This is a genomic window from Variovorax sp. PMC12 (assembly GCF_003019815.1).
GTDB lineage: Bacteria > Pseudomonadota > Gammaproteobacteria > Burkholderiales > Burkholderiaceae_C > Variovorax.
Genome location: NZ_CP027774.1, coordinates 144,327 through 164,657, shown reverse-complemented (window position 1 = coordinate 164,657; position 20,331 = coordinate 144,327). Strand labels below are relative to the sequence as shown.

Here is a 20,331-nt window from a genome sequence, read left to right as displayed (position 1 = left end):
CGCTCACAGCTTGCTCAGGTCGGGAAAGGGCCGCACCGGCTCGCTGCCGTCCCAGCCCTTCGACGCGTTGCGGATCAGCTCGAACATCTTGCCCTTGGGGCCCGCGACTTCCGACAGCTCGATGACGGTGCCCGGGTGGTATTCGGTGTCGAAGTAGATGAAGCGTCCGCGCTCGCCCACTTCCCCGCTCATCACGGGCTTGAAACCCTGCGCCGTGAGGCGCGCGAGGTCGGCGTCGTAGTCGGCGGTCCAGTAGGCCACGTGCTGCAGTCCCGTGCGGCCGGCCCGCAGGAAGTCGCGGTACATCGATGGCACGTCGTTGCGCGTCTGGATGAGCTCCACCTGCACGTAGCCCGAGTTGGCGAGCGCCACCGAGTTGTGCGGCTCGTGCGCCTCGCCGTTGTAGCGGTAGTTCCTGATGGGCACGCGGGGGTTGTAGAACCAGGGGCCCACGCCCAGCTTCGTGCTCCAGTAGTCCATGGCGGCTTCGATGTCGTGCACGACATAGCCCAGTTGGCGGATCTCGCCGAGGAATCGACTCATTGCGTTTGGCTCCGTGGATGTGAGTGTGTTGTTGTGGTGTGCATCAGAATTTCAGGAAGCCGGTCGAGAACCACGGGACCACGGCCACGATCGCCAGGCCGACCAGCATCGCGCCGATATAGCCCCAGATGTAGCGGATGCCTTCGTCGGGGTTGACCTTGCTCACGGCGCACGCGCCGTAGTAGCCCACGCCGAAGGGCGGCGCGAACAGGCCGATGCCCATGGAGAAGATGACGACCATGGCGTAGTGCACCTCGTGCACGCCAGCCGCCTTGGCGATGGGAAACAGCAGCGGCCCGAACAGCACGATGGCCGGAATGCCCTCGAGCACGCTGCCCAGCACGATGAAGGCGACGATCGACACGGCCAGGAAGCCGTAGGCCCCGCCGGGCAGCGTGCCCATGACCCGCGCCAGGTCCTGCGAGAAACCCGACTGCGTGAGGCCCCATGCCATGGCCGTGGCGCAGCCGACGATGAAGATGATCGCGCCCGAGAGCGAGGCCGTGTCGACGAGCATCGGCTTGAGCCGCTTCCAGTCGAACTGGCGGTACACCACCAGGCCCACGATGGCCGCGTAGACGATGCCGATGGTCGACACTTCGGTGGCCGTGGCCACGCCCTCGACCACGGCGGCGCGGATCACGAAGGGCAGCAGCACGGCCGGCAGCGCCACCAGCAGCAGCTTGCCGATCTCGCGCTTGCTGTAGCGCTGCACGCCGCTGAGGTCTTCGCGGCGGTAGCGCCACCACACCACCGCGCACAGCGCGGCGCCCAGCACCACGGCCGGCAGCAGGCCGCCCGTGAACAGCGCGGCGATCGAGATGCCGGTGACCGAGCCGATGGTGATCAGCACGATCGACGGCGGAATGGTCTCGGTCTGCGCGCCGGTGGCCGACAGCAGCGCCACCAGGTCGCCGGGCTTGGCGCCGCGCTTGGTCATCTCGGGGAAGAGCACGGGCGCGATGGCCGCCATGTCGGCGATCTTGGAGCCCGAGATGCCCGACACCAGGTACATCGCGCCGATCAGCACGTACGAGAGGCCGCCGCGCACATGGCCCAGCAGGCTGGCGAGGAACTGGATCATGGCGCGCGCCATGCCGGTCATCTCGATGAGCGCGCCCAGGAAGATGAACAGCGGCACCGCCAGCAGGATCAGGTGCGACATGCCCTCGTCGAGGCGGCCCACCATCACCAGCAGCGGCGTGCGCGTGGTGAGCGCCAGGTAGCCGAAGGTCGCCAGCGCGAAAGAGAACGCGATGGGCACGCCGGAGAGCACCGTGGCCGCCACGATGACCACGAAGAAGATCACCAGGTTGAACTTGCCGAGGCCGGCGAACACCGGTGCGGCAAGCCAGAAGGCGCCCACCAGCGCGGCCGTGCCGACGAGCGCGAGCGCGATCTGCCGGCCGGTGCACACGCGCAGCAGGCGCAGCAGTGCCATCGCCAGCATGATGCCGATGCCCGCCGGAAGGGCCGCGGCGCGCCACGCGTTGCTGACCTCCAGCGCCGGCGTGACGATGAACGACTCTTCGTGGGCGTAGTCGATCGACGGCCAGATGATCAGCACGAGGAACGCGACCGAGGCGGCGATCGCGAAGGCATCAAGGATGGCGCGCGTCTGCGGGCGCACCTTCTGCACCAGCGCGGTCATGCGCATGTGCTCGCCGCGGCGCAGCGCCACCACGGCGCCGAGCATGGACAGCCACAGGAAGAGGATGGACGCGAGCTCGTCGGACCACACCAGCGGCGCGTGGAACAGGTAGCGCGACACCACGCCGGCGAACAGCACGCAGATCTCGGCGAGCACCAGCAGCGCGGCCACGGCCTCGACCGCCGCGCCGAGCACGCGGTCGATGCGCGACGCCATGCCGCTCAGCGGGTTGGCCGAGGCGCCGGCAAAGGCGGCCGCCTCGAAAGTCGATTCATGCACCATGGGTGGTCAGGCCAGCTTGCCGACCGCGCCCTCGAGCAGCGCCCAGGCCTCGGGGCCGAAGCGGCCTTTCCATTCGCCGTAGAAGCCCGACTCGCGCAGCTTCGCGCGAAAGCTCTCGGCGGCGGGACGGTTGATGCTCAGGCCCTTGGCCTGCAGGTCGCCGACCACCGATTCGTTGAGCTTGCGGATGTCGTCGCGCTGCTGCATGCCGGCATCGTTGATGGCGCGGGCGACGATGGTCTTCAGGTCCTCGGGCAGTGCTTCCCAGGCGCGGCCGTTGGCGATGAACCAGTAGCCGTCCCAGATGTGGTTGGTGAGCGAGCAGAACTTCTGCACCTCGAACAGCTTGGCGACCTGGATGATGGGCAGCGGGTTTTCCTGCGCATCGACGATCTTCGTCTGCAGCGCCGAGTAGACCTCGCTGAACTGCAGGCTGGCCGGCGCGGCGCCCAGGCCCTTGAACATCGAGATCGACAGCGGGCTCACTGGCACGCGGATCTTCAGGCCGTCCATGTCCTTGGCGGTGGCTACCGCGGCCTTGCTGCTGGTGGTCTGGCGAAAGCCGTTGTCCCACATTTTCTCGAAAGCATAGAGGCGCGACTTGGCGATGGCGCCGCGCACATGTGCGCCGAGCTTGCCGTCCATCGCGGCCCACACCTGGGCGTAATCGTTGAAGGCAAAGCCCACGGCATTGATGGCCGCCACCGGCACCAGCGTGGCGATGACCAGCGCCGAGGGCGTGAAGAACTCGATGCCGCCCGAGCGCACCTGCGCCAGCATGTCGGTGTCGCCGCCGAGCTGGTTGTTGGGGAAGATCTTGATCTCGACGCGGCCCTTGGTCTCCTTGGCGATGTGCTCGGCCGCTTCCTGCGCGCGGATGTTCAGCGGATGCGTCAGCGGCAGGTTGTTGCCGTACTTGTACGAGAACTCGGCGGCGCGTGCGATGCGCGGCAGCGCCGTGACGATGCCGGCGGCGGGGAGGGCGGAAAGGGTGCGCAGGGCGCGCCTGCGGGTCAGCGAGGTCATGATTTTGTCTCCGTGATCGTCCAGTTCTTGCGGACTGCGGTTGATGCAATCTGATGCATCATTGAATTCAGGCCAGAGGGAAGATAAAAGGATGCATGATCCCGGTCAAACTTGGCTCTGATGGTTTTTGATGTATGAGGGATAACCCTTCACCGCTTCCCGACTCGTCTGCTTCACCTCTGGAAGCCCGCCGCGCCCGCGTGGTGGACATCGCCCGCGCGGCGCAGGTGTCGACCGCCACCGTCGACCGCGTGCTCAACCGGCGCCCGGGCGTGCGCGATGCGACGGTGCAGCGCGTGCTCAAGGCTGCGGGCGAGCTCGACTACCTGCCCGGGCCGGCGCTGTATGCGGCGCTGACGCCGCCGCCGCTGCGGCTGGTGTTCCTGCTGCCGGCGGGCACCAACCGGTTCATCCGCATGCTGGGCGACATGGTGGGCTACGCGCAGGAGCACTGGGCGCCGTTCAACGTGCAGTGCCGCACGGTGTTCATCGAGAGCTTCAATCCGCATGAGCTGGCGAACGCGCTGCACCGGCACGGCCAGCGCTGCGACGGCATCGCGATGATGGCGCTCGAGCATCCGGCGGTGCGCGAGGCGGTGGCTGCGCTCGCCGCACGCGGGCTGCCGGTGGTGACGCTGATCTCGGACCTGTCGAACTCGGAGCGCGCCGCGTTCGTGGGGCTCGACAACCGGGCCGCGGGGCGCACGGCGGGCTACCTCATCGGCCGGTTCATCGGCACGCGCGCGGCCAAGGTCGCGCTCATCGCAGGCAGCCTGAGCTACAAGGCGCACGAGGAACGCGAGGCGGGCTTCCTGCATGTCATCGACGAGATGTTTCCGCGGCTCGAAGTGGTGGGCCTGCGCGAAGGGCAAGACGACGCGGACAAGAACTACCGCCAGACGCGCGCGCTGCTGGAGCAGCACCCGGACATGGGCGGCATCTACAACATCGGCGGAGCGTCCGACGGTGTGGCGCGCGCCCTGAAGGAAGCGGGGCGCGAGCAGAAGGTGGTCTTCATCGGCCACGGCCTGACGCCCGACACGCGCGCCTTGCTGATCGACGGCAGCATGGACGCGGTGATCACGCAGAGCCCGCACACCACGCTGATGAGCTGCGTGCGCATCTTCACCAACCTGCGCGACAAGCGCGAGGCGCTCAGCGGCGTGGAAACGACGCGCAGCCAGGTGATTTTTCGGGAGAACCTTCCTTAGCCGGTGCACCTAGTGCAGGCGCACCCATTGCGGCGTTCTCGTGAGCGCACGAAAGACTGGCGCCGCTTCCGAGGGTTGGATACCGTTCAGGCCCATGTCCGCCAGAGGACCAAGGACTTCGCGAACCTGCTCGTCCCACACCAGCAGCGCCATCGACCACCGCGGGAACGCGCGCGCCGCGATGAACCGGTACTCCAGCACGGTCAGGTTCGCATGCCGCGGGTCCTCTGCGATGTTGGCCATCACGCATTCGATGGCGGCCTCGTCGCCCTCAAGGTATTGCATGTAGTTGCGCTGGAAGTGGCACAGTGCGCCGGTGATGCCGATCTCCCGGTTGTTGCGGCGCGAGGCGCGCAGGATGCTTTCGACGTCGCCCGCCGATGGCCCCCTGGACATGCTGCGATAGATCAGTCGGGCCAGCAAGACGATGTCTCCTTGGCGTTCAAAGGCGCATGGTAGGACATTCCCCTTTCATTTGGAACAGCATGGAAATTCCACCCGATGGCGATCGCCGCCTTCACCCTCCCAGGCTCAGCGGCACGGCGCCTTGCTGGTAACCACGCAAGCCGCCCAGGTCGAGCACGGTCAGTCCGCGCTTTTCGAGGCGGATGAGTCCAAGCGCCTGAAAGCGCCGCAGTGCCACGTTCACGCGCTGCCTTGATACATTTGCCAGCAGCCCGATCTCGACCTGCCCGACTTCCAGGAAGCGTGGCGCGTCCGGATACAGATCAGGGTTGAAAAGGCTCGCCAGGCAGTTCGCGACGCGCGCGTCGGTGTCCAGCAGCCGCTCGTGCGCGAGCGCGCCGATGAACAGGCTCAGCCGCGCGTTCAACAGCTCCTGCAGGTAATGGTTGAACGGCACGCTGGTGCCGCGCAGCCATTCGAAGGTGCGGCGCGGCATCAGCGCGATCCGCGTCGGCCGCAGCGCGAACACGTCGTAGCGGCGCGCCTCGTGCTTGAAGAGCGATCCTTCGCCGAACCACACACCGGCCGAGACGCCGGTGAGCGTCGATATCCGCCCCTCCTGCGAGGCCACCGACATCTTGGCGAAGCCATCGACGAGCCCCATCCAGTGCTCGACCTGTTGCCCCGCCCGCGCAATGCAGGCGCCGCGCGCGAACTGCCTCTCCTGCATGCTGCCCAGCACGTGCTCCACATCCTCGGGCGCGAGACCTGCCGCCCACCGCGAGCGCCGCACCATGTCTTCCAGCTGAGGCGCGGCCGGGGCCCGGACGGAATCAGGGATTACCTCTAGCGATTGGCGCCTCATGTGTCGTCGCGACGACCGCAGCGTGGAACGTCCATCCTTAATCTTCCAGAACACACAACAGAAGGAGACTTCCATGCTCGCTACACCTCGCCGTCCGCGCAAGCGGGTTTTTCCGTGGCCCCGGATCCGGCCGCAGGCCGCCGCAGCCGGGCTCGCGATGGCCGGCGCACTGCTCGCCGCGGGTTGCGGCGGAGGGTCGGACGGTTCGGGGTTCTCGTTCATTCCGGGCGCCAGTCCCCCACCCGTCGTGCAGACGCCGGCCGCGTTCCAGATCAGGACGCTCTCTTCCGCGCCCGACATGATCAGCGGAGGCGACACGCTGATCGAAATCACCGCGCCCGTGGGCGTCGCGCTCGACAAGGTGCGCGTGAGCCTCAACGGCAAGGACGTGACCGCCCAGGTGCCCGTCGTCAACAGCACCGCCCGCGTGCTGCGCGGACTTGTCACCGGCCTCACGACCGACAAGGCCAGCGCCACCGGCAGCGTCAACACGCTGCTGGTGAGCAATGCCGATGTTGCGGCGCAGCGCACCGAGGCCCGGCTGGTCAACTATCCGATCACCGGCCCGATCCTGTCGGGCCCGCACATTTCGCCCTACGAATGCCGCACGGTGCAAAACGGCCTGGGTGCCGCGCTCGATGCCGACTGCTCGGCCGCGACGCAGGTGGTCTGGTACTACCGCACCAACACCAACGTCTTCAAGCCGCTCGCAGACCCCAAGGGAACGCGCCCGGCCGATCTTGCTACGACCACCACGAACGACGGCACCACGGTGCCCTACATCGTGCGCGTGGAGTCGGGCACCATCAACCGCGGCGTGTACCGGCTCGCGGTGCTCGACAACCCGACCAAGGATTCGCCCGCCGCATGGAAGCCCGGCCCGGGCTGGAACAGGAAGCTCGTGGCCTACTTCGACTGCTGCGGTTCGGCGCAGTACAACCAGGGCGTGCACCCGATCGAGTCGATCCTTGGCGACGTCGGCCACATCCAGCTCTCGCGCGGCTTCGCCTTCATGAACTCGACCGAACTCTGGAACAACCAGCACGCCAATCCGCACCTGCAGGGCGAGACGCTGATGATGCTGAAGGAGCACGTGATCGAGGAATTCGGCGAAGTGCCGAAGTGGACGGCCGGCTTCGGCGGCTCGGGCGGTGCGATCCAGCAGTACCTGATCGCGCAGCTCTATCCAGGGCTCCTGGACGGCATCCAACCGATCGTCTCCTTCCCCGAGACGCTGATGCCCGAGGTGATGGAGTGCCGCCTGCTGAACAACGTCTACAAGCTCGACACCGCCACCTGGACGACGGCCAAGCAGAACGCGGTGAACGGCTTCAATACCAACACCTGCACCGCGTGGGACCTGTCGTTCGCGAGCATCATCAAGTCGGACAACGCGGCGGGCTGCGGGTTCATCGAGCCGGCCAACGTGGCGAACGTCTTCAACCGCGCGACCAACCCGGGCGGCATCCGCTGCGACCTGTTCCAGACCAACGTGAATCTGCTGGGCAAGCGGCCCGGCACGCAGGAGGCGCGCCGGCCGCTGGACAACATCGGCGTGCAGTACGGCCTGGGGGCGCTCAATGCCGGCACGATCTCGGTGAAGGAGTTCCTCGACCTGAACGAGAAGGTGGGCGGCTACGACGGCGACGGCAACCCGCAGCCCGCGCGCTCCGAAGCCGATCCGGATGCGCTCAGGCTCAGCTACGCCGGCGGCTTCAAGAACGGCTTCAGGGGCGCGGGCCTTGCGAACATCCCGATCATCACGCAGCGCGGCAACGCCGATGCCGTGGGCGACATCCACGACACGACGCAGGACCTGATCATCAGAGCCCGGCTGCAACGCGCCAACGGCCGCAGCGACAACCAGATCATCTGGACGCTCGGCTCCACCTCGGGCTACGACTACATGAGCGGCTCGATCGATCTCCTGAACAAATGGCTGGACAACATGGCGGCCGACCCGTCGCCCGCCTCGATCGACAAGGTGGTGCGCAACAAGCCCGCCGGCGCCAACGATGCCTGCTGGGACAAGACCGGCAAGCGCATCGACGAGCCCGCGTCGCTCGATGCGGCGGCCAGCTGCAACGTCGTGTACCCGCGCTTCACCACGCCGCGCATCCAGGCCGGCTCGCCGCTGGTGAACGACGTGCTCAAGTGCCAGCTCAAGCCGGTCAACCCTGCCGATTACTCAGTGACGATCGCCGGCGCCGATCTCGCGCGGCTGCAGACAATCTTCCCGAGCGGCGTGTGCGACTGGAGCAAGCCCGGCGTGAGCCAGGAGGCGCTGCGCGGCACCTACCTGCGGTTGCCGCTGAACTGACGGCCTGCACCGGGGCATGAGGATGCCTCGGCTTCGCGCGCATATCGCCGTGCGCGGCGGCTATCGGCGCTAGCCGACAAGTCGCACGGTGGTGCCAGATATTCGCCGCCTGGAATCTACAGCCAGGCGCTACGGCTGCACCGTGATCGCCTTGGCCGAAAGCGACGCGTCGAAGTTCAGCATCGACGGGTAGGGGGACCAGCGGACCCCCAGCGCCGCGTTGTTGGGGTCGCCGGTGCGCGCGAACGCCGCGAGGCTCTTCATCATCGCGTCCGAGAGTTCCAGGCGGCCCGGCGCGTTCGCCTTCGAGTTCGCGAACCTCGCGTAGAGCGACGGGCCGAAGTTGCCGAACACGAACGGCAGGTCGAACGTGTGCGCGGCGCCGAAGATGTCGTTGAACGGTGCCGGCGCCTTGTCCCAGTTGAACTGGTACCACCACAACGGCACATTCTGCGCCTGCAGCACCGGAAAGATCTGCTTGCGCAGCGCGATGAAGAAGTATTGGTTGTAGAGGTCGGTCCTCGCGTTGAAGCCGGTCACCGGCGTCGTGACGGGCAGGTACTGGCCGGGGATCCATTGCTCGAGGGTGGTGGCGGGCGCCGCATCCGGGTCATAGCTGTAGGCCATCGAGAAGACCGTGGGGTCGTCCAGGAGCCGGCCGCTGATGCCGCCGAACGCCGGCGAGATCGCCAGGTTCTGCGGAAAAAGCTTGGTCTCGTCGCGCGTGTAGCCGGCCATCACCGGCACCTTCAGGAAGGCGCCCGCGTTGATCGCCGCGATCGGATCGACCGGGACCACGGTCCCGTCGTTCAACGGGTTGGATGCCGACAGGCCCAATGGCGCCAGTTTCTTGAGCACGGTCTGCAGCAGGGTGTCCGCGCTCTTCGAACGCAGGTAGGCCGCCAGCTCGGCATTGCTGCGCCCGGCAATGTAGGCACCCGCGGCGGTGTCGTCCGCCACCGTGCCGTCGGCCATCAGCAGGGCGGCCAGCAGCGCATTGACCTGGCTCGGCTGGGTGGTGGCCGTCGCCACCCCCCCGCTCAGCGGCACGAGGCGATGGAACAGGGCCGGCTTGGCCTTGACCACCAGCGGCGAGACCATCAGCGCATAGATGTTGACGGCGCCGGCCGACTGGCCCATGAGCGTGACATTGCCCGGGTCGCCGCCGAAGGCGGCAATGTTGGCGTTGACGAACTGCATCGCCTTGATCAGGTCCAGGATCGCGTAGTTGCCGGAATCGTCGTTCGCATCGACGCCGGCCTTGAGCTGGGGTGAGGCCAGGAAGCCCATGATGCCCAGCCGGTAGTTCACCGTGACGACGACCGCATGGGCGGCCTTCGCGAGCGCGGCGCCGTCGTAGACCGGGTCGCCGGTGTAGCCGGTGATGTTGCTGCCGCCATGGACGAAGACGATGACGGGCAGCTTGTCGGTCGCGGCCGCCGTCGAAGGCGCCCAGATGTTGAGGTACAGGCAATCCTCGGCGCCCGTGGTCTTGCCGTACGAGGTGCCGATGGTCGCGTCGTACTGGTTGTTCTGGCCCGGGCCGTAGAGGCGGCCGGTCTGTACGCAGGCGTTGCCCAGCTTCTGCGTCGCCTTGACGGCGGTCCAGGGCTCGGGGTCGACCGGTGCCTTCCAGCGCAGCGCGCCGACCGGCGGCCTGGCGAAGGGCACGCCCTTCCAGCTGTAGGTGCCGTTGCTGGCGGAATCGTCGCTGCCCAGCACCTGGCCGTAGACCGTGGCGCGCTGCAGGGCAGAGGGGGCCTCCGGGGGCGGTCCGCTGGCGGGCGGTGCAGCCGGGGAGGTCGGTGCGGGTGCCGCGACGGGCGTGAACACCGGCCCTTGGTTTCCACCGCCGCCGCAGGCACTCAACTGCAGCAGGGCAAGGATGGCGCCGGCGATGCCGGCGCGCAGGTGGCTGATCATGGTGAAGTCTCCGTTTGTCTTGTCTTGTGTTGTGCATGCACCGGCGGCAGCATCCGGGCCTCGGCGCGTCTCAGTTCACGCACTGGAAGGAAGAGGCGAGGTTCACGTTGCCGCTGCCGCGGTATTGCGCCCAGCGCGGGTAGTCGCACAGCGGCCGGGTGCGCCCCGGCACCCCTGCCGTGTCGGTCACCACCTGGCCGGCCGGCGCCGTCCCCGCCTCGGACCACGCCTCCAGCGCGCTCAGCGAATCCCAGGCGGCGTTGAAGGTGCTGCTCACCGCATGCCCGAGGCCGGCGACTTCGTAGTAGCGCACGAAGGTGTCCACTTCCGAAGGACCCATCCGCGACTGCAGCCGCTGGTAGTACTGCTCGGTGGCGCGCGTGCTCACCAGCACGTCCGCCAGGCCATGTGCCAGCAGCAGCTTGCCGCCGCGCGCCTTGAATGCCGAGATGTCGGTGCTCGCGTCCAGCTGGGTGCTCAGCGCGCTGATGCGGCTGGCCCACGGGCCCGGGTCTTCGGGGTCGAGCGAGAGCGAGTCGAAGCCGGCGTCGCGCGTCACGGAATACTTGATCCACTGGTCGGTCAGCACGCTCACGTACGGCGCGCTCGCCGGCATGGGGCGCGCGGGTTGCGACGTGCCGAACGCCAGGAAGGTCACTACCGGCTCCAGCGGCGAGGTGCGCGTGGTGATGCCGGGGTCGGCGCCCCAGATGTTGTAGCCGGGGTACTGCGTCTCGCCGCTGGCCAGCGCGAAGCGGAAGTTCGTCGGCGTGTCGATGGTCTTCATCGCGGCGATCTGCGCGTCCGACAGGCAGGTGTCGCCGGTGTCGGCGCCACCGGCGCACCGCACCGGCGCGCCGCGCAGCGTGGCGGTGGACGGGTCGAAGCGCGCGTTGCACAGCGTCTGGTTGCTGATGAGCCCGTCGCTCGCGCCGTCGAGGGCGTCGCACGCTTCCATGGCCGCGTCGTACAGCAGCGCGCGCTTGGCGGTGTTGGGGTATGCGCCGGGCTGCGCCAGCGCGCGGCTCATGCGGTGGCCGCCCAGCAGCGCCGCCGCGTCGTTCCACGCGGGGTACCACGCGATGGCGCCGTCCCAGTCGGCGGGCCAGCGCTGGATGGCGGTGAGCGCCTCGCGTCCGCCGGTGGAGCCGCCCGCGAAGTACGACTTCACCGGTGCCGCGGCGAACCGCGCCTTGATCACCGCGAGCGCGGCGTCGTGTGTCTTCTTGAGCGCGTCGCCGCCGAAGTTGCGCACCGCCTCGTCGCTGAGCCCGAACAGGCCGTCCTGCGAGCCGAGCGCGTTGGCCTGGTGGCCCGAGTCGCTCGCGAAGGTGGCGTAGCCGCGCCCGAGCGGCGTGAGCTTGTCGACGGGCCCGTTGGGCACGTTGCCCTTCACGTTGGGAACGGTGCCGTTGAAGCCGCCGCCGCCGAGCATGACGACCTTCCGGTTCCATGATGTCGGCAGCGCGACGGCGAACTGGATGTTGGGCGCGGTCGGATCGACCGGTGCGATCTTGCCCGCGACCTCGCAGTATTCGGGCAGCGCGGCGGCGCCCGTGCCGCCCGGTGCCACGGTCTTGGCGCTGGTCACCGTCGCACCCGAGGACGGCAGGCCGATGGCCGATGCGGGAATGGCCAGGCCCTGGAGCTGCTCGCAGGCGAGTCCTGCGGCTGGCGGCGGGGCCGTGGGCGGTGCGGGCGGTGCAGCGGGTTGCCCTGCGGCGGGCGGAACGAGCAGCGGGAAACCGCCGCCCCCTCCGCCTCCGCCGCAGCCCGCCAGGATGGCGCTCGCGGCCAGGCAGGCCGCCGCGCCCAGGACGATGTCTCGATGGCTGGATGTCATAGGTCTCCGATGTCGTTCGTTTGAAAGCGCGCCGCCGTCGCGAGGGCCGCGCCAGCCCCTCCACGGGTGGCCGGACGAAGTCTCTCGCCGTGGGCTGCCGAAACCAATGTGCGGGCCTGACACTGCCGCGCCGCGTGCTGTGTGCGGGCAGGACGCCGCGTAAACCCTCGGTTGCCGGGGTCAGTGGGGCAGGGGCACCTCGAAGCCGGCCTTGGCCAGCTCCAGCTGGTACTGCTCGAAGCCGGTGGCCGGGACGCGTTCGGCGTGCCGGTCGCGGATCTCCTCCATGCGCGCGCACACCTGCGAGGCCGTGTCGCTCGAGCCATCGATGAACACGCCCTGCGTCATGGTGATGTGCGCACTCTCGAAGCTGCCCGCGCCGGCCAGCAGGATCGCGCGCGTGGGCGCGTCCTCGCCCACCAGCGCGACCAGCCCGGGGCTCACGTATGCCGGCTGCAGCCGGGCCAGCGCCTCGGGAGGCAGCACGTCCGCGGTCATGGCCGTCGCCGCGGTCGGCGCCAGGCAGTTCACGCGGATGTTCTGCCGCATGCCCTCCAGTGCCAGCGTCTGCATGAGCCCGACCAGCGCCATCTTGGCGGCGCTGTAGTTGGCCTGGCCGAAGTTGCCGTACAGGCCGGACGACGACGTGGTCATCACGATGCGGCCGTAGCCCTGCGCGCGCATGTGCGCCCACACGGCCTTCACGCAGTGCACGGCGCCCATCAGGTGCACGTCCATGACGCGGCGAAAGTCATCGAGCGACATCTTCGCGAACGTCCGGTCGCGCAGGACGCCCGCGTTGTTCACGAGGATGTCGACGCGGCCCCACTCGCCGATCGCGCGTGCCACCATGGCTTCCATGGCAGGGAAGTCGGTGACGTCGCCGCCGTCCGCCATCGCGACGCCGCCGGCGCGCGCGATCTCCTCGGCCACGAGGGCGCCCGGCGAGCCGGCGTGGCTGCCAGCCACATCGTTGACGACCACGCGCGCGCCGTGCCGGGCGAGCTCCAGCGCATGGGCCCTGCCCAGGCCGCTGCCGGCCCCGGTGACGATGGCCACGCGGCCTTCCAACAACTTCTGCATTGTGACTCCTTGAAAAGAAAAGGGAACCTGGTTCTGGTCAGAACGCCACGGCGTCCTTGCCCTTGAGGCCGAGCATGGCGCGGGCCTCGTCGGGCGTGGCGATCTCCAGCGACAGCTCCTCGAGGATGCGGCGGATCTTTCGCACCTGTTCGGCGCACGACTTCGCGAGCTGGCCCCTGGCCAGGTAGAGGCTGTCTTCCAGCCCCACGCGCACGTTGCCGCCCATCACCGCGCCCATGGTCAGCAGCGGCATCTGGTGGCGGCCCGCGCCCAGGATCGAGAACCGGTAGCCGTCGCGGCCGAACAGGCGGTCGGCGGTGGTGCGCATGGTCACGAGGTTCTCGGGGTCGGGGCCCAGGCCGCCGAGGATGCCGTAGATGCTCTGGATGAACAGCGGCCCCTTCACCAGGCCCTCGTCGACGAAGTGCGCCAGGTTGTAGAGGTGGCCCACGTCGTAGCACTCGAACTCGAAGCGCGTGCCGCAGCCCTCGCCCAGCACGTTCAGGATGTGCTTGATGTCGCGGAAGGTGTTGCGAAAGATCAGGTCTTCCATGCCCTCCACGTAGGGCTTCTCCCAGTCGTGCTTCCACTCGGCCACGCGCCGCGCGGCCGGATGGATCGAGAAGTTCATGGAGCCCATGTTCAGCGAGCACATCTCGGGCTTGGCGCGCAGCGGGTACGCCAGGCGTTCCTCGAGCGTCATGCGCGTGCTGCCGCCGGTGGTGATGTTGATCACCGCGTCGGTGGCCGCCTTGATGCGCGGCACGAACTGGTCGAACACCGCGGGGTCGGCCGAGGGCCGTCCGTCCCTGGGGTCGCGCGCGTGCAGGTGCAGGATGGCGGCGCCGGCCTCGGCGGCCTCGATCGACTGCTCGGCGATCTGCGCGGGCGTGAGCGCCAGGTGCTCGGACATCGTCGGTGTGTGCACCGAGCCCGTGACCGCGCAGGAGATGATGACCTTGTCTGGAATGCTTTTCATGGCGTATGCCGTCGATGGATGGAAGAGGTGGGTGATGGGAAAAAAGGGCGGCCGGCTTCAGACCGCCAGCCATTCGGACACGAGCTTCTGGTCGCCCATCAGTGCCTGCGGCGTGCCCTCGAACACGATGCGGCCGTGGCCCATCACGCACACGCGCGTCGACACCTTCAGCGCGATGGCGAGCTTCTGCTCCACCAGCACCACCGACAGGCCCTTGCGGTGCATGTCGACGATGCATTCGCCCACCTGCGCCACGATCTTCGGCGCGAGCCCTTCGGTGGGCTCGTCGATGAGCATCACGCGCGGGTTGCCCAGCAGCGAGCGGCACATCGTGAGCATCTGCTGCTCGCCGCCCGACATGCTGCCGGCCTTGGTGTTGCGCCGCTCCTTGAGCCGGGGAAAGTAGTCGAACATGTCCTCGATGCGCCAGCGGTGCGCGCCGGGCGCCGCGCGCTGCTCGCCCATGCGCAGGTTCTCGTCGACCGTGAGGTTGGCGAACACCTCGCGTTCTTCGGGCACGTAGCCGATGCCGGCGCGGCACACCGCGTACGGCCGTGCGCCGGCCAGCTCGCGTCCCTCCAGCACGACGCGGCCCGCCGAGGGCGGCACCAGCCCCATCACGGCCTTCATGGTGGTGGAGCGCCCGGAGCCGTTGCGCCCGAGCAGGCTGATCACCTCGTTGCGCGCCACCCGCAGGTCGACGCCGTGCAGCACATGGCTCTTGCCGTAGTGCACGTGCAGCCCGCTGACCTGCAGCAGCGCGTCGCCGGGTGGCGTGGCGCGGGTGGTTGCCGTTGCCGTCGTCATGGCGCCACCTCCTCGCCGAGGTACGCTTCCTTGACGGCCGCATTGCCACGGATCTCCTCGGGCGTGCCGGTGGCGATCACCTGGCCGTACACCAGCACGCTGATGCGGTCGCTCAGCGAGAACACCACGTCCATGTCGTGCTCCACGATCATCAGCGCGCGGCCCTGCGTCACCTCGCGGATCAGCTGCGCGGTGTAGTGGGTCTCCTCGGTGGACATGCCCGCCATCGGCTCGTCCAGCAGGATCACCTTCGGGTCGGAGGCCAGCGTCATCGCGATCTCGAGCGAGCGCTGCTCGGAGTACGCCATCTCGCCCGCGACGGTGGCGGCGCGCGCCTGCAGCCGCACCAGCTCCAGCAGGCGCTCGGTCTGCTCGCGGATGCCGCGGTCGCGGTCGATGAATGTCCAGAAGTTGTACTGCAGCCCGTGCAGGCGCATCACCGCCAGGCGGATGTTCTCGAACACCGTGAGCTTCGGGAAGATGTTGGTGATCTGGAACGAGCGCGCCAGCCCGAGCCGGTTGATGGCCTGCGGCGTGCGCCCGGCGATCTGCTGTCCCTCGAAGCGGATCTCCCCGGCCGACGGCGCCAGGTGGCCCGAGATCAGGTGGAAGAGCGTGGACTTGCCCGCGCCGTTGGGCCCGATCAGCGCGTGCCGTTCGGCGCCGCGCAGCTCCAGGTCCACGCCGCGCATGATTTCCGTGGGGCCGAAGGACTTGCGCAAACCGCGGATGCTGAGGATCGCGTCGTTCATGCGGTGCCCTCCGGGTGTGCGGCCAGGCGCGTGGAGGGGTGAGCGTTCGCGCCGGCCGCCGAGGGGCTTTCAGCGTCGGCCAGCGCGCGCAACCGCTGCCGGGCAAGGTGCGCCAGCCACGCGCCCGACGCCAGCAGCGCCGCCGGCACGGCCCAGGTCGGGAACGCGGCGGGCAGCCACGCGCGGCCCAGAAACTGAAGCGGCGGCCAGGCGCCGGCGGGCTGCAGGCGAGCCATCGCGCGATAGTCCTGCGAGAACACGCGCTGCAGCATCTCGATGGCGAAGGTGCCGCCCAGGCTCAGCAGCAGCGCCGCGCCGACCGACAGTGCCGCCAGCGGCACGATCCGCGCGAGGCCGAAGCGCTGGCGCAGGCGCGCGGCGGTGCCCCCCAGCCCCGCGAGCCCCGAGGGCATGAACATCATCACCAGCACGAAAAGGATGCCCTGGTACAGCAGCCAGGACTGCGTGAGATCGGACACCGCATAGCCGAAGAAGGTCATCAGCGCCGCGCCCAGCGCGGGGCCGAGGAACACCTTGACGCCCCCGATGTAGGTGTTGAGCACCACGGCGGCCGACAGGGCCGGGTCGAACACGACGTAGTTCGCGGATTCGTTGGACACCACCTGCAGGCTGCCGGCGATGCCCGCGAACATCGCCGACAGCGCGAACACCAGCATGCCGAGGCCGTGCACGTTGTAGCCGAGGAAGCGCAGCCGGTGGCTGTTCTCGCGCAGCCCGAAGGTGAGGCGGCCCAGCGGCGTGCGCGTGTACAGGTACAGCAGCCCCACCGACACCAGCACCCAGGCCAGCGTGAGGTAGTACACCTGCAGGGTCGAGCCGAAGTCCAGGCCCCATGCGGGCATGCGCATGGTCGACACGCCCGCTTCGCCGCCGAACAGGCCCTTGAGGTGCGGCGCCAGCGAATGCACCAGTTCCGCGATGGCCAGCGTGATCATCGCGAAGTAGGTGCCGCTGCGCTGCGTGGCGAACCACCCCGCGATGGCGCCGAAGACCAGCCCGCTCGCCGCGCCGGCCAGCGGCAGCAGCGGCGTGGGCAGCAGCCCCGCGCCGCCCACGGCGTTCATGGCGTGCACGGTGCCGAAGGCCCCGACGCCGAAGTAGGCCGCGTGGCCGAACGACAGCATGCCGGCCTGGCCGCACAGCAGGTTGTAGGCGCTGGCGAACAGCGCGGCGATGAGCATCTGGATCGCCGCATTGAGCAGGCCCTGCGTCAGCAGGAAGGGCAGGGCGGCCAGCAGCGCGGCGCCGGTGGCCGCGAGCGCGAGTGCGCGCAGGGAGACGATGGCGGGTCTCATCGGCTTAGCCCTTCTCGCCCATGAGCCCGCCCGGGCGCACCAGCAGGATCAGCAGCATCAGCGCGAACGGGATGGTGGCCGACAGGCTCGACACCTTCAGCGTCAGCAGCCCGCCCACGCCGCGCGCCCAGTCGCCGGCGCCGAACAGCGCGAGCAGGTCCGCCAGGCTGCGGTCGATGCCCACGGCCAGCGAGGTGATGACGCCGATCAGCAGCGACGCCAGCATGGCCCCGCCGAGCGAGCCCAGCCCGCCGACGACGACCACCACGAACACCATCACCCCGAGTTCGAGCGCCATGTTGGGGTTGGTGGTGTAGAACGCGCCGGCCACCGCACCGGCCAGGCCCGCGAGCGCCGCGCCCACACCGAACACCCCCATGAACACCAGCGGCACGTTGTGCCCGAGCGCCTCCGCCATGCGCGGCTTGTAGATGGCCGAGCGCACCACGATGCCCACCCGCGTGCGCGTGAGCAGTAGGTAGATCGCGACGAACATGGCGATCGCGATGCCGCCCATCACCAGCCGGTAGGCCGGGTACTGCGCACCGCCGAGGGAGAAGGCCGGCACGTCGAGCGCGGCCGGGATGCGGTAGTCGACCGGGAAGTTGCCGAAGAACAGCTTGATCGACTCCGCGATGATGAAGGACAACCCGAAGGTCAGCAGCAGCTCATGGGCGTGGCCGTGGTGGTGCACCCGGCGCAGGAAGAAGCGCTCGACCACCACGCCGATCACGCCGACCAGCAGCGGCGAGGCGATCACCGCGGGCCAGAAGCCGATGACGCCCTGCAGCGAGTAGGCGAAATACGCCCCGAGCATGTAGAACGAGGCGTGCGCGAAGTTCAGCACGCCCATCATGCCGAAGATGAGCGTCAGTCCGGCGGACACCATGAACAGCAGCAGTCCGTAGACGATGCCGTTCATGAGCGAGACGATGAGCTGGTCCATGGGTTTTCTCCTGGTGGCAGCCGAGGCTGCGCCGGCGGGGGCGTCATGGCCCCGTCGGTGTGGTGGATGCAAGTGGCGCGAAGGGCCGTGCTCAGGCGGGGCGCTTCATCGCGCAGCTCGACTGCGCCGGCGTCGAGGCTTCCTCGGCCGAGAAGCGCTTGACCGGCTTGAAGCCCATGTCGGTGTCGTCCGCCTTGTAGCGCGCGTCCTTGGCCACCGTCGACACCACGATGGGCATCTGCACCTGGTGGTCGGCCGCGCGCATGCTCATCTCGCCCATGGGCGTTTTGATCTTCGCGGTCTCGATGGCCCTGGCCAGCGCGTTCACGTTCAGCACGCCGCCCTCGGGCCTGGTGCGCTTGAGCGCGTCGGCCACCATGGCCATGCCGAACACCGTCTGCGGCTCGATGAAGGCCGGCGCGTGCCCGGTCTTGGCCTTGTACTCGTTCACGAAGCGCTCGCCCTCGGCGCCGCCGGCCTCCGCGTTGAAGGTGTGCGCCACGAAGTGGCCCACCGCCAGGTCGCCCGCGTTGGCGAGGTTGCCGGGCTGGTCGAGGAACACGGTGCCGAAGCGCACCTTCAGCCCGGCGGACTTCGACGCCTTCATCAGCAGCAGCAGGTCGTTGGACCAGTTGCCGGTGAGCACCGAGTCGGCCTTCGACGCGCTGATCTTCGCCACGTAGGGCGCGAAATCCTGCACCTTGTTGACGTCGTGCAGCGTCTTCTCCACCACCTGGTAGCCGCCGGCGGCGGCGTTGTCGGAGATGGCACGCTCCATGTCCTGGCCCCACGAATAGTTCTGGTTGATCGCGTACACCCGCGTGCCCAGCGCATTGGCCTGCTTCATCGCGCTCACCAGCGCCTTGGTGCGGATCTGCGCGTCGCCGCTGAAGCGGAAGTGGTGGAAGTTGCACTTCTCGCCCGTGAGTTCCAGCGCCTCGGCCCCCACGTTGATGTAGATGATCTCCTTGCCGGGGTTGCGCAGGTTGTGTTTGCGCACGTCCTCCGTGATCTGCCCGCCGATGGCCGAGGACGCGCCCTGCACGATCAGCTGCACGCCGTCGGCCGCGGCCGCCTTGAGCTTGTCGGCGGCGCCCGCGGGACCGCCCTGGTTGTCGTACTCCAGCAGCTGCACCGGCTCGCCGTTCCAGCCGCCGGCCGCGTTGATCTGGTCCACCGCGAAGCGCACGGCCGTGCGGTAGGCCTGCCCCGACGAGGCCTGCGGGCCCGACAGCGTCTCGAGCACGCCGATCTTCACGGGCGCGGCCGACGCGCCGAAGCACAGCAGGCCCAGCGTGCAGGCCAGGGCGGAGGGAAAGGTGGCGAGTGTGTGCATTGATGTCTCCATGCTTCTTGAAAAAATAGGGTGCCCGTTGTGCGTGCGGCGCAGGGGGCTCAGAGGTATTCCATGTTCCCGTCGACGCTGATGGCCTGGCCGCTCAGGTTGCGCGCGGCGGGCGAGCTCAGGAACAGCGCCATGGCGGCGACGTCCTCCACGGTGACCATGCGGCGCAGCGAAATCTTGCGCAGGTACTCCGCGCGCATGGCCTCCACCGACACGCCGGCGGTGGCCGCGCGCGCACCGATCACGCCGTTCATGCGCTCCCCCTCGACGGTGCCCGGAAGGATCGCGTTGACCCGCACGCCCTGCGGGCCGAGCTCGATGGCCAGCGACTTCATGAGCCCGACGATGGCCCACTTGGTGGATGCGTAGGGCGTGCGGTAGGCATAGCCGAGACGGCCGGCGACCGAGCTCATGGCGATGAGGTTCGGGCCCATGGTGGAGCGCCTGAGCAGCGGCACCGCGCGCTGGGCGAAGTAGAACTGGCTGTTCAGGTTGACCGAGACGGTGCGCTCCCAGTCGGCGCGCTTGAGGTCCTCGATCGCGCCGGTGGGGCCGGCGATGCCCACGTTGTTGACCAGCACGTCGAGGCCGCCGAGCGCGCCCTGCACGTCGTCGAAGACGCGCTCCACGTCCTCGGGAACCGAGGCGTCGGCCGTGCTGTAGGTGAGTTCGGGCGCTTCGCGCGCGAGGCGTTCGAGCGCGGAGCGGTCGATGTCGCACACATGCACGCGCGCGCCCGTCTCGCGGAATGCCAGGGCCACCGCCGCGCCGATGCCCGCCGCCCCCGCGCTGACCAGCACGCGCAGGCCGGGTGGCGGGCGCAGTGAATCGATGATGCTCATGTGTTCCTGTGGTGTGTGTCGCGGCCTTCCCGCTTGCTGCACGCAGTGTCCGCAACGGCGCTGCGCGGCACTATGTGCGCCGCGCACATCGATGCGGCTGCGCCGATGTGATCGCGTGGTGCCGCCCGTCCTCACAGCCCGCAGGGGCAGGGCTGCAACCCATGGGCATGGCGGCAGCGTTCTGCTAGCCTT

The 20,331-nt window shown here is 68.7% G+C and carries 17 protein-coding genes; 2 read left to right on the top strand and 15 right to left on the bottom strand.

The window, feature by feature from the left end; translation table 11 throughout:
• Positions 1-3: 3 nt before the first annotated feature.
• The 3 genes from C4F17_RS28270 to C4F17_RS28260 are packed head-to-tail and all read right to left on the bottom strand — an operon-like array spanning position 4 to position 3,502.
• Positions 4-543 (bottom strand): VOC family protein, encoded by a 540-nt coding sequence (locus tag C4F17_RS28270; protein ID WP_106937825.1) that lies wholly within the window; start codon positions 541-543, stop codon positions 4-6.
• 43 nt (positions 544-586) lie between these two features.
• On the bottom strand, positions 587-2,476 hold the full coding sequence (locus C4F17_RS28265) for a TRAP transporter large permease (RefSeq protein ID WP_106937824.1): 1,890 nt from the start codon (positions 2,474-2,476) through the stop codon (positions 587-589).
• Positions 2,477-2,482: 6 nt separating this feature from the next.
• On the bottom strand, positions 2,483-3,502 hold the full coding sequence (locus C4F17_RS28260) for a TRAP transporter substrate-binding protein (RefSeq protein ID WP_106937823.1): 1,020 nt from the start codon (positions 3,500-3,502) through the stop codon (positions 2,483-2,485).
• 134 nt (positions 3,503-3,636) lie between these two features.
• On the opposite strand from C4F17_RS28260, the gene C4F17_RS28255 reads away from it, so the two are divergent.
• Positions 3,637-4,713, top strand: coding sequence for a LacI family DNA-binding transcriptional regulator (locus C4F17_RS28255; RefSeq protein WP_081270333.1), 1,077 nt, complete (start codon positions 3,637-3,639; stop codon positions 4,711-4,713).
• A 9-nt stretch (positions 4,714-4,722) separates the two neighbouring features.
• On the opposite strand, the gene C4F17_RS28250 is transcribed toward C4F17_RS28255, so the two are convergent.
• Both C4F17_RS28250 and C4F17_RS28245 read right to left on the bottom strand, forming a co-directional pair.
• On the bottom strand, positions 4,723-5,136 hold the full coding sequence (locus C4F17_RS28250; protein WP_106937822.1) for a BLUF domain-containing protein: 414 nt from the start codon (positions 5,134-5,136) through the stop codon (positions 4,723-4,725).
• Positions 5,137-5,230: 94 nt separating this feature from the next.
• Positions 5,231-5,914, bottom strand: coding sequence for a Crp/Fnr family transcriptional regulator (locus C4F17_RS28245; RefSeq protein WP_234383118.1), 684 nt, complete (start codon positions 5,912-5,914; stop codon positions 5,231-5,233).
• A gap of 142 nt (positions 5,915-6,056) precedes the next feature.
• Here C4F17_RS28245 and C4F17_RS28240 point away from each other — a divergent pair, with 142 nt between their 5' ends.
• The gene (locus C4F17_RS28240) at positions 6,057-8,303 is read left to right on the top strand and encodes a DUF6351 family protein (RefSeq protein ID WP_155742629.1); all 2,247 of its coding nucleotides are present in this window, start codon (positions 6,057-6,059) and stop codon (positions 8,301-8,303) included.
• A gap of 129 nt (positions 8,304-8,432) precedes the next feature.
• Here C4F17_RS28240 and C4F17_RS28235 read toward each other — a convergent pair whose 3' ends face one another.
• The 10 genes from C4F17_RS28235 to C4F17_RS28190 all read right to left on the bottom strand — a co-directional run bounded on the left by C4F17_RS28235 (position 8,433) and on the right by C4F17_RS28190 (position 20,139).
• A complete protein-coding gene (locus C4F17_RS28235; protein ID WP_106937819.1) occupies positions 8,433-10,226 on the bottom strand; it encodes a carboxylesterase/lipase family protein in 1,794 nt (597 codons plus the stop codon).
• A 70-nt stretch (positions 10,227-10,296) separates the two neighbouring features.
• A complete protein-coding gene (locus C4F17_RS28230; RefSeq protein WP_106937818.1) occupies positions 10,297-12,069 on the bottom strand; it encodes a tannase/feruloyl esterase family alpha/beta hydrolase in 1,773 nt (590 codons plus the stop codon).
• Between the two features lie 180 nt (positions 12,070-12,249).
• Entirely contained in the window at positions 12,250-13,152 is a 903-nt protein-coding gene (locus C4F17_RS28225) for an SDR family NAD(P)-dependent oxidoreductase (protein ID WP_106937817.1), read from the bottom strand.
• A gap of 37 nt (positions 13,153-13,189) precedes the next feature.
• The gene (locus C4F17_RS28220) at positions 13,190-14,131 is read right to left on the bottom strand and encodes a 3-keto-5-aminohexanoate cleavage protein (protein ID WP_106937816.1); all 942 of its coding nucleotides are present in this window, start codon (positions 14,129-14,131) and stop codon (positions 13,190-13,192) included.
• Positions 14,132-14,188: 57 nt separating this feature from the next.
• Complete coding sequence (locus tag C4F17_RS28215) at positions 14,189-14,938, bottom strand: ABC transporter ATP-binding protein (RefSeq protein ID WP_106937815.1); 750 nt, start codon at positions 14,936-14,938, stop codon at positions 14,189-14,191.
• On the bottom strand, positions 14,935-15,690 hold the full coding sequence (locus C4F17_RS28210; protein WP_081270324.1) for an ABC transporter ATP-binding protein: 756 nt from the start codon (positions 15,688-15,690) through the stop codon (positions 14,935-14,937). Before C4F17_RS28210 ends, C4F17_RS28215 begins: the two co-directional genes overlap by 4 nt.
• Positions 15,687-17,006, bottom strand: a complete 1,320-nt coding sequence (locus C4F17_RS28205; protein ID WP_106937814.1) for a branched-chain amino acid ABC transporter permease — start codon at positions 17,004-17,006, stop codon at positions 15,687-15,689. Before C4F17_RS28205 ends, C4F17_RS28210 begins: the two co-directional genes overlap by 4 nt.
• A 4-nt stretch (positions 17,007-17,010) precedes the next feature.
• The gene (locus tag C4F17_RS28200) at positions 17,011-17,952 is read right to left on the bottom strand and encodes a branched-chain amino acid ABC transporter permease (RefSeq protein ID WP_081270322.1); all 942 of its coding nucleotides are present in this window, start codon (positions 17,950-17,952) and stop codon (positions 17,011-17,013) included.
• Between the two features lie 91 nt (positions 17,953-18,043).
• On the bottom strand, positions 18,044-19,288 hold the full coding sequence (locus tag C4F17_RS28195) for a branched-chain amino acid ABC transporter substrate-binding protein (RefSeq protein ID WP_106937813.1): 1,245 nt from the start codon (positions 19,286-19,288) through the stop codon (positions 18,044-18,046).
• Positions 19,289-19,347: 59 nt separating this feature from the next.
• Complete coding sequence (locus C4F17_RS28190) at positions 19,348-20,139, bottom strand: SDR family oxidoreductase (protein WP_081270320.1); 792 nt, start codon at positions 20,137-20,139, stop codon at positions 19,348-19,350.
• Between the last annotated feature and the right edge of the window lie 192 nt (positions 20,140-20,331).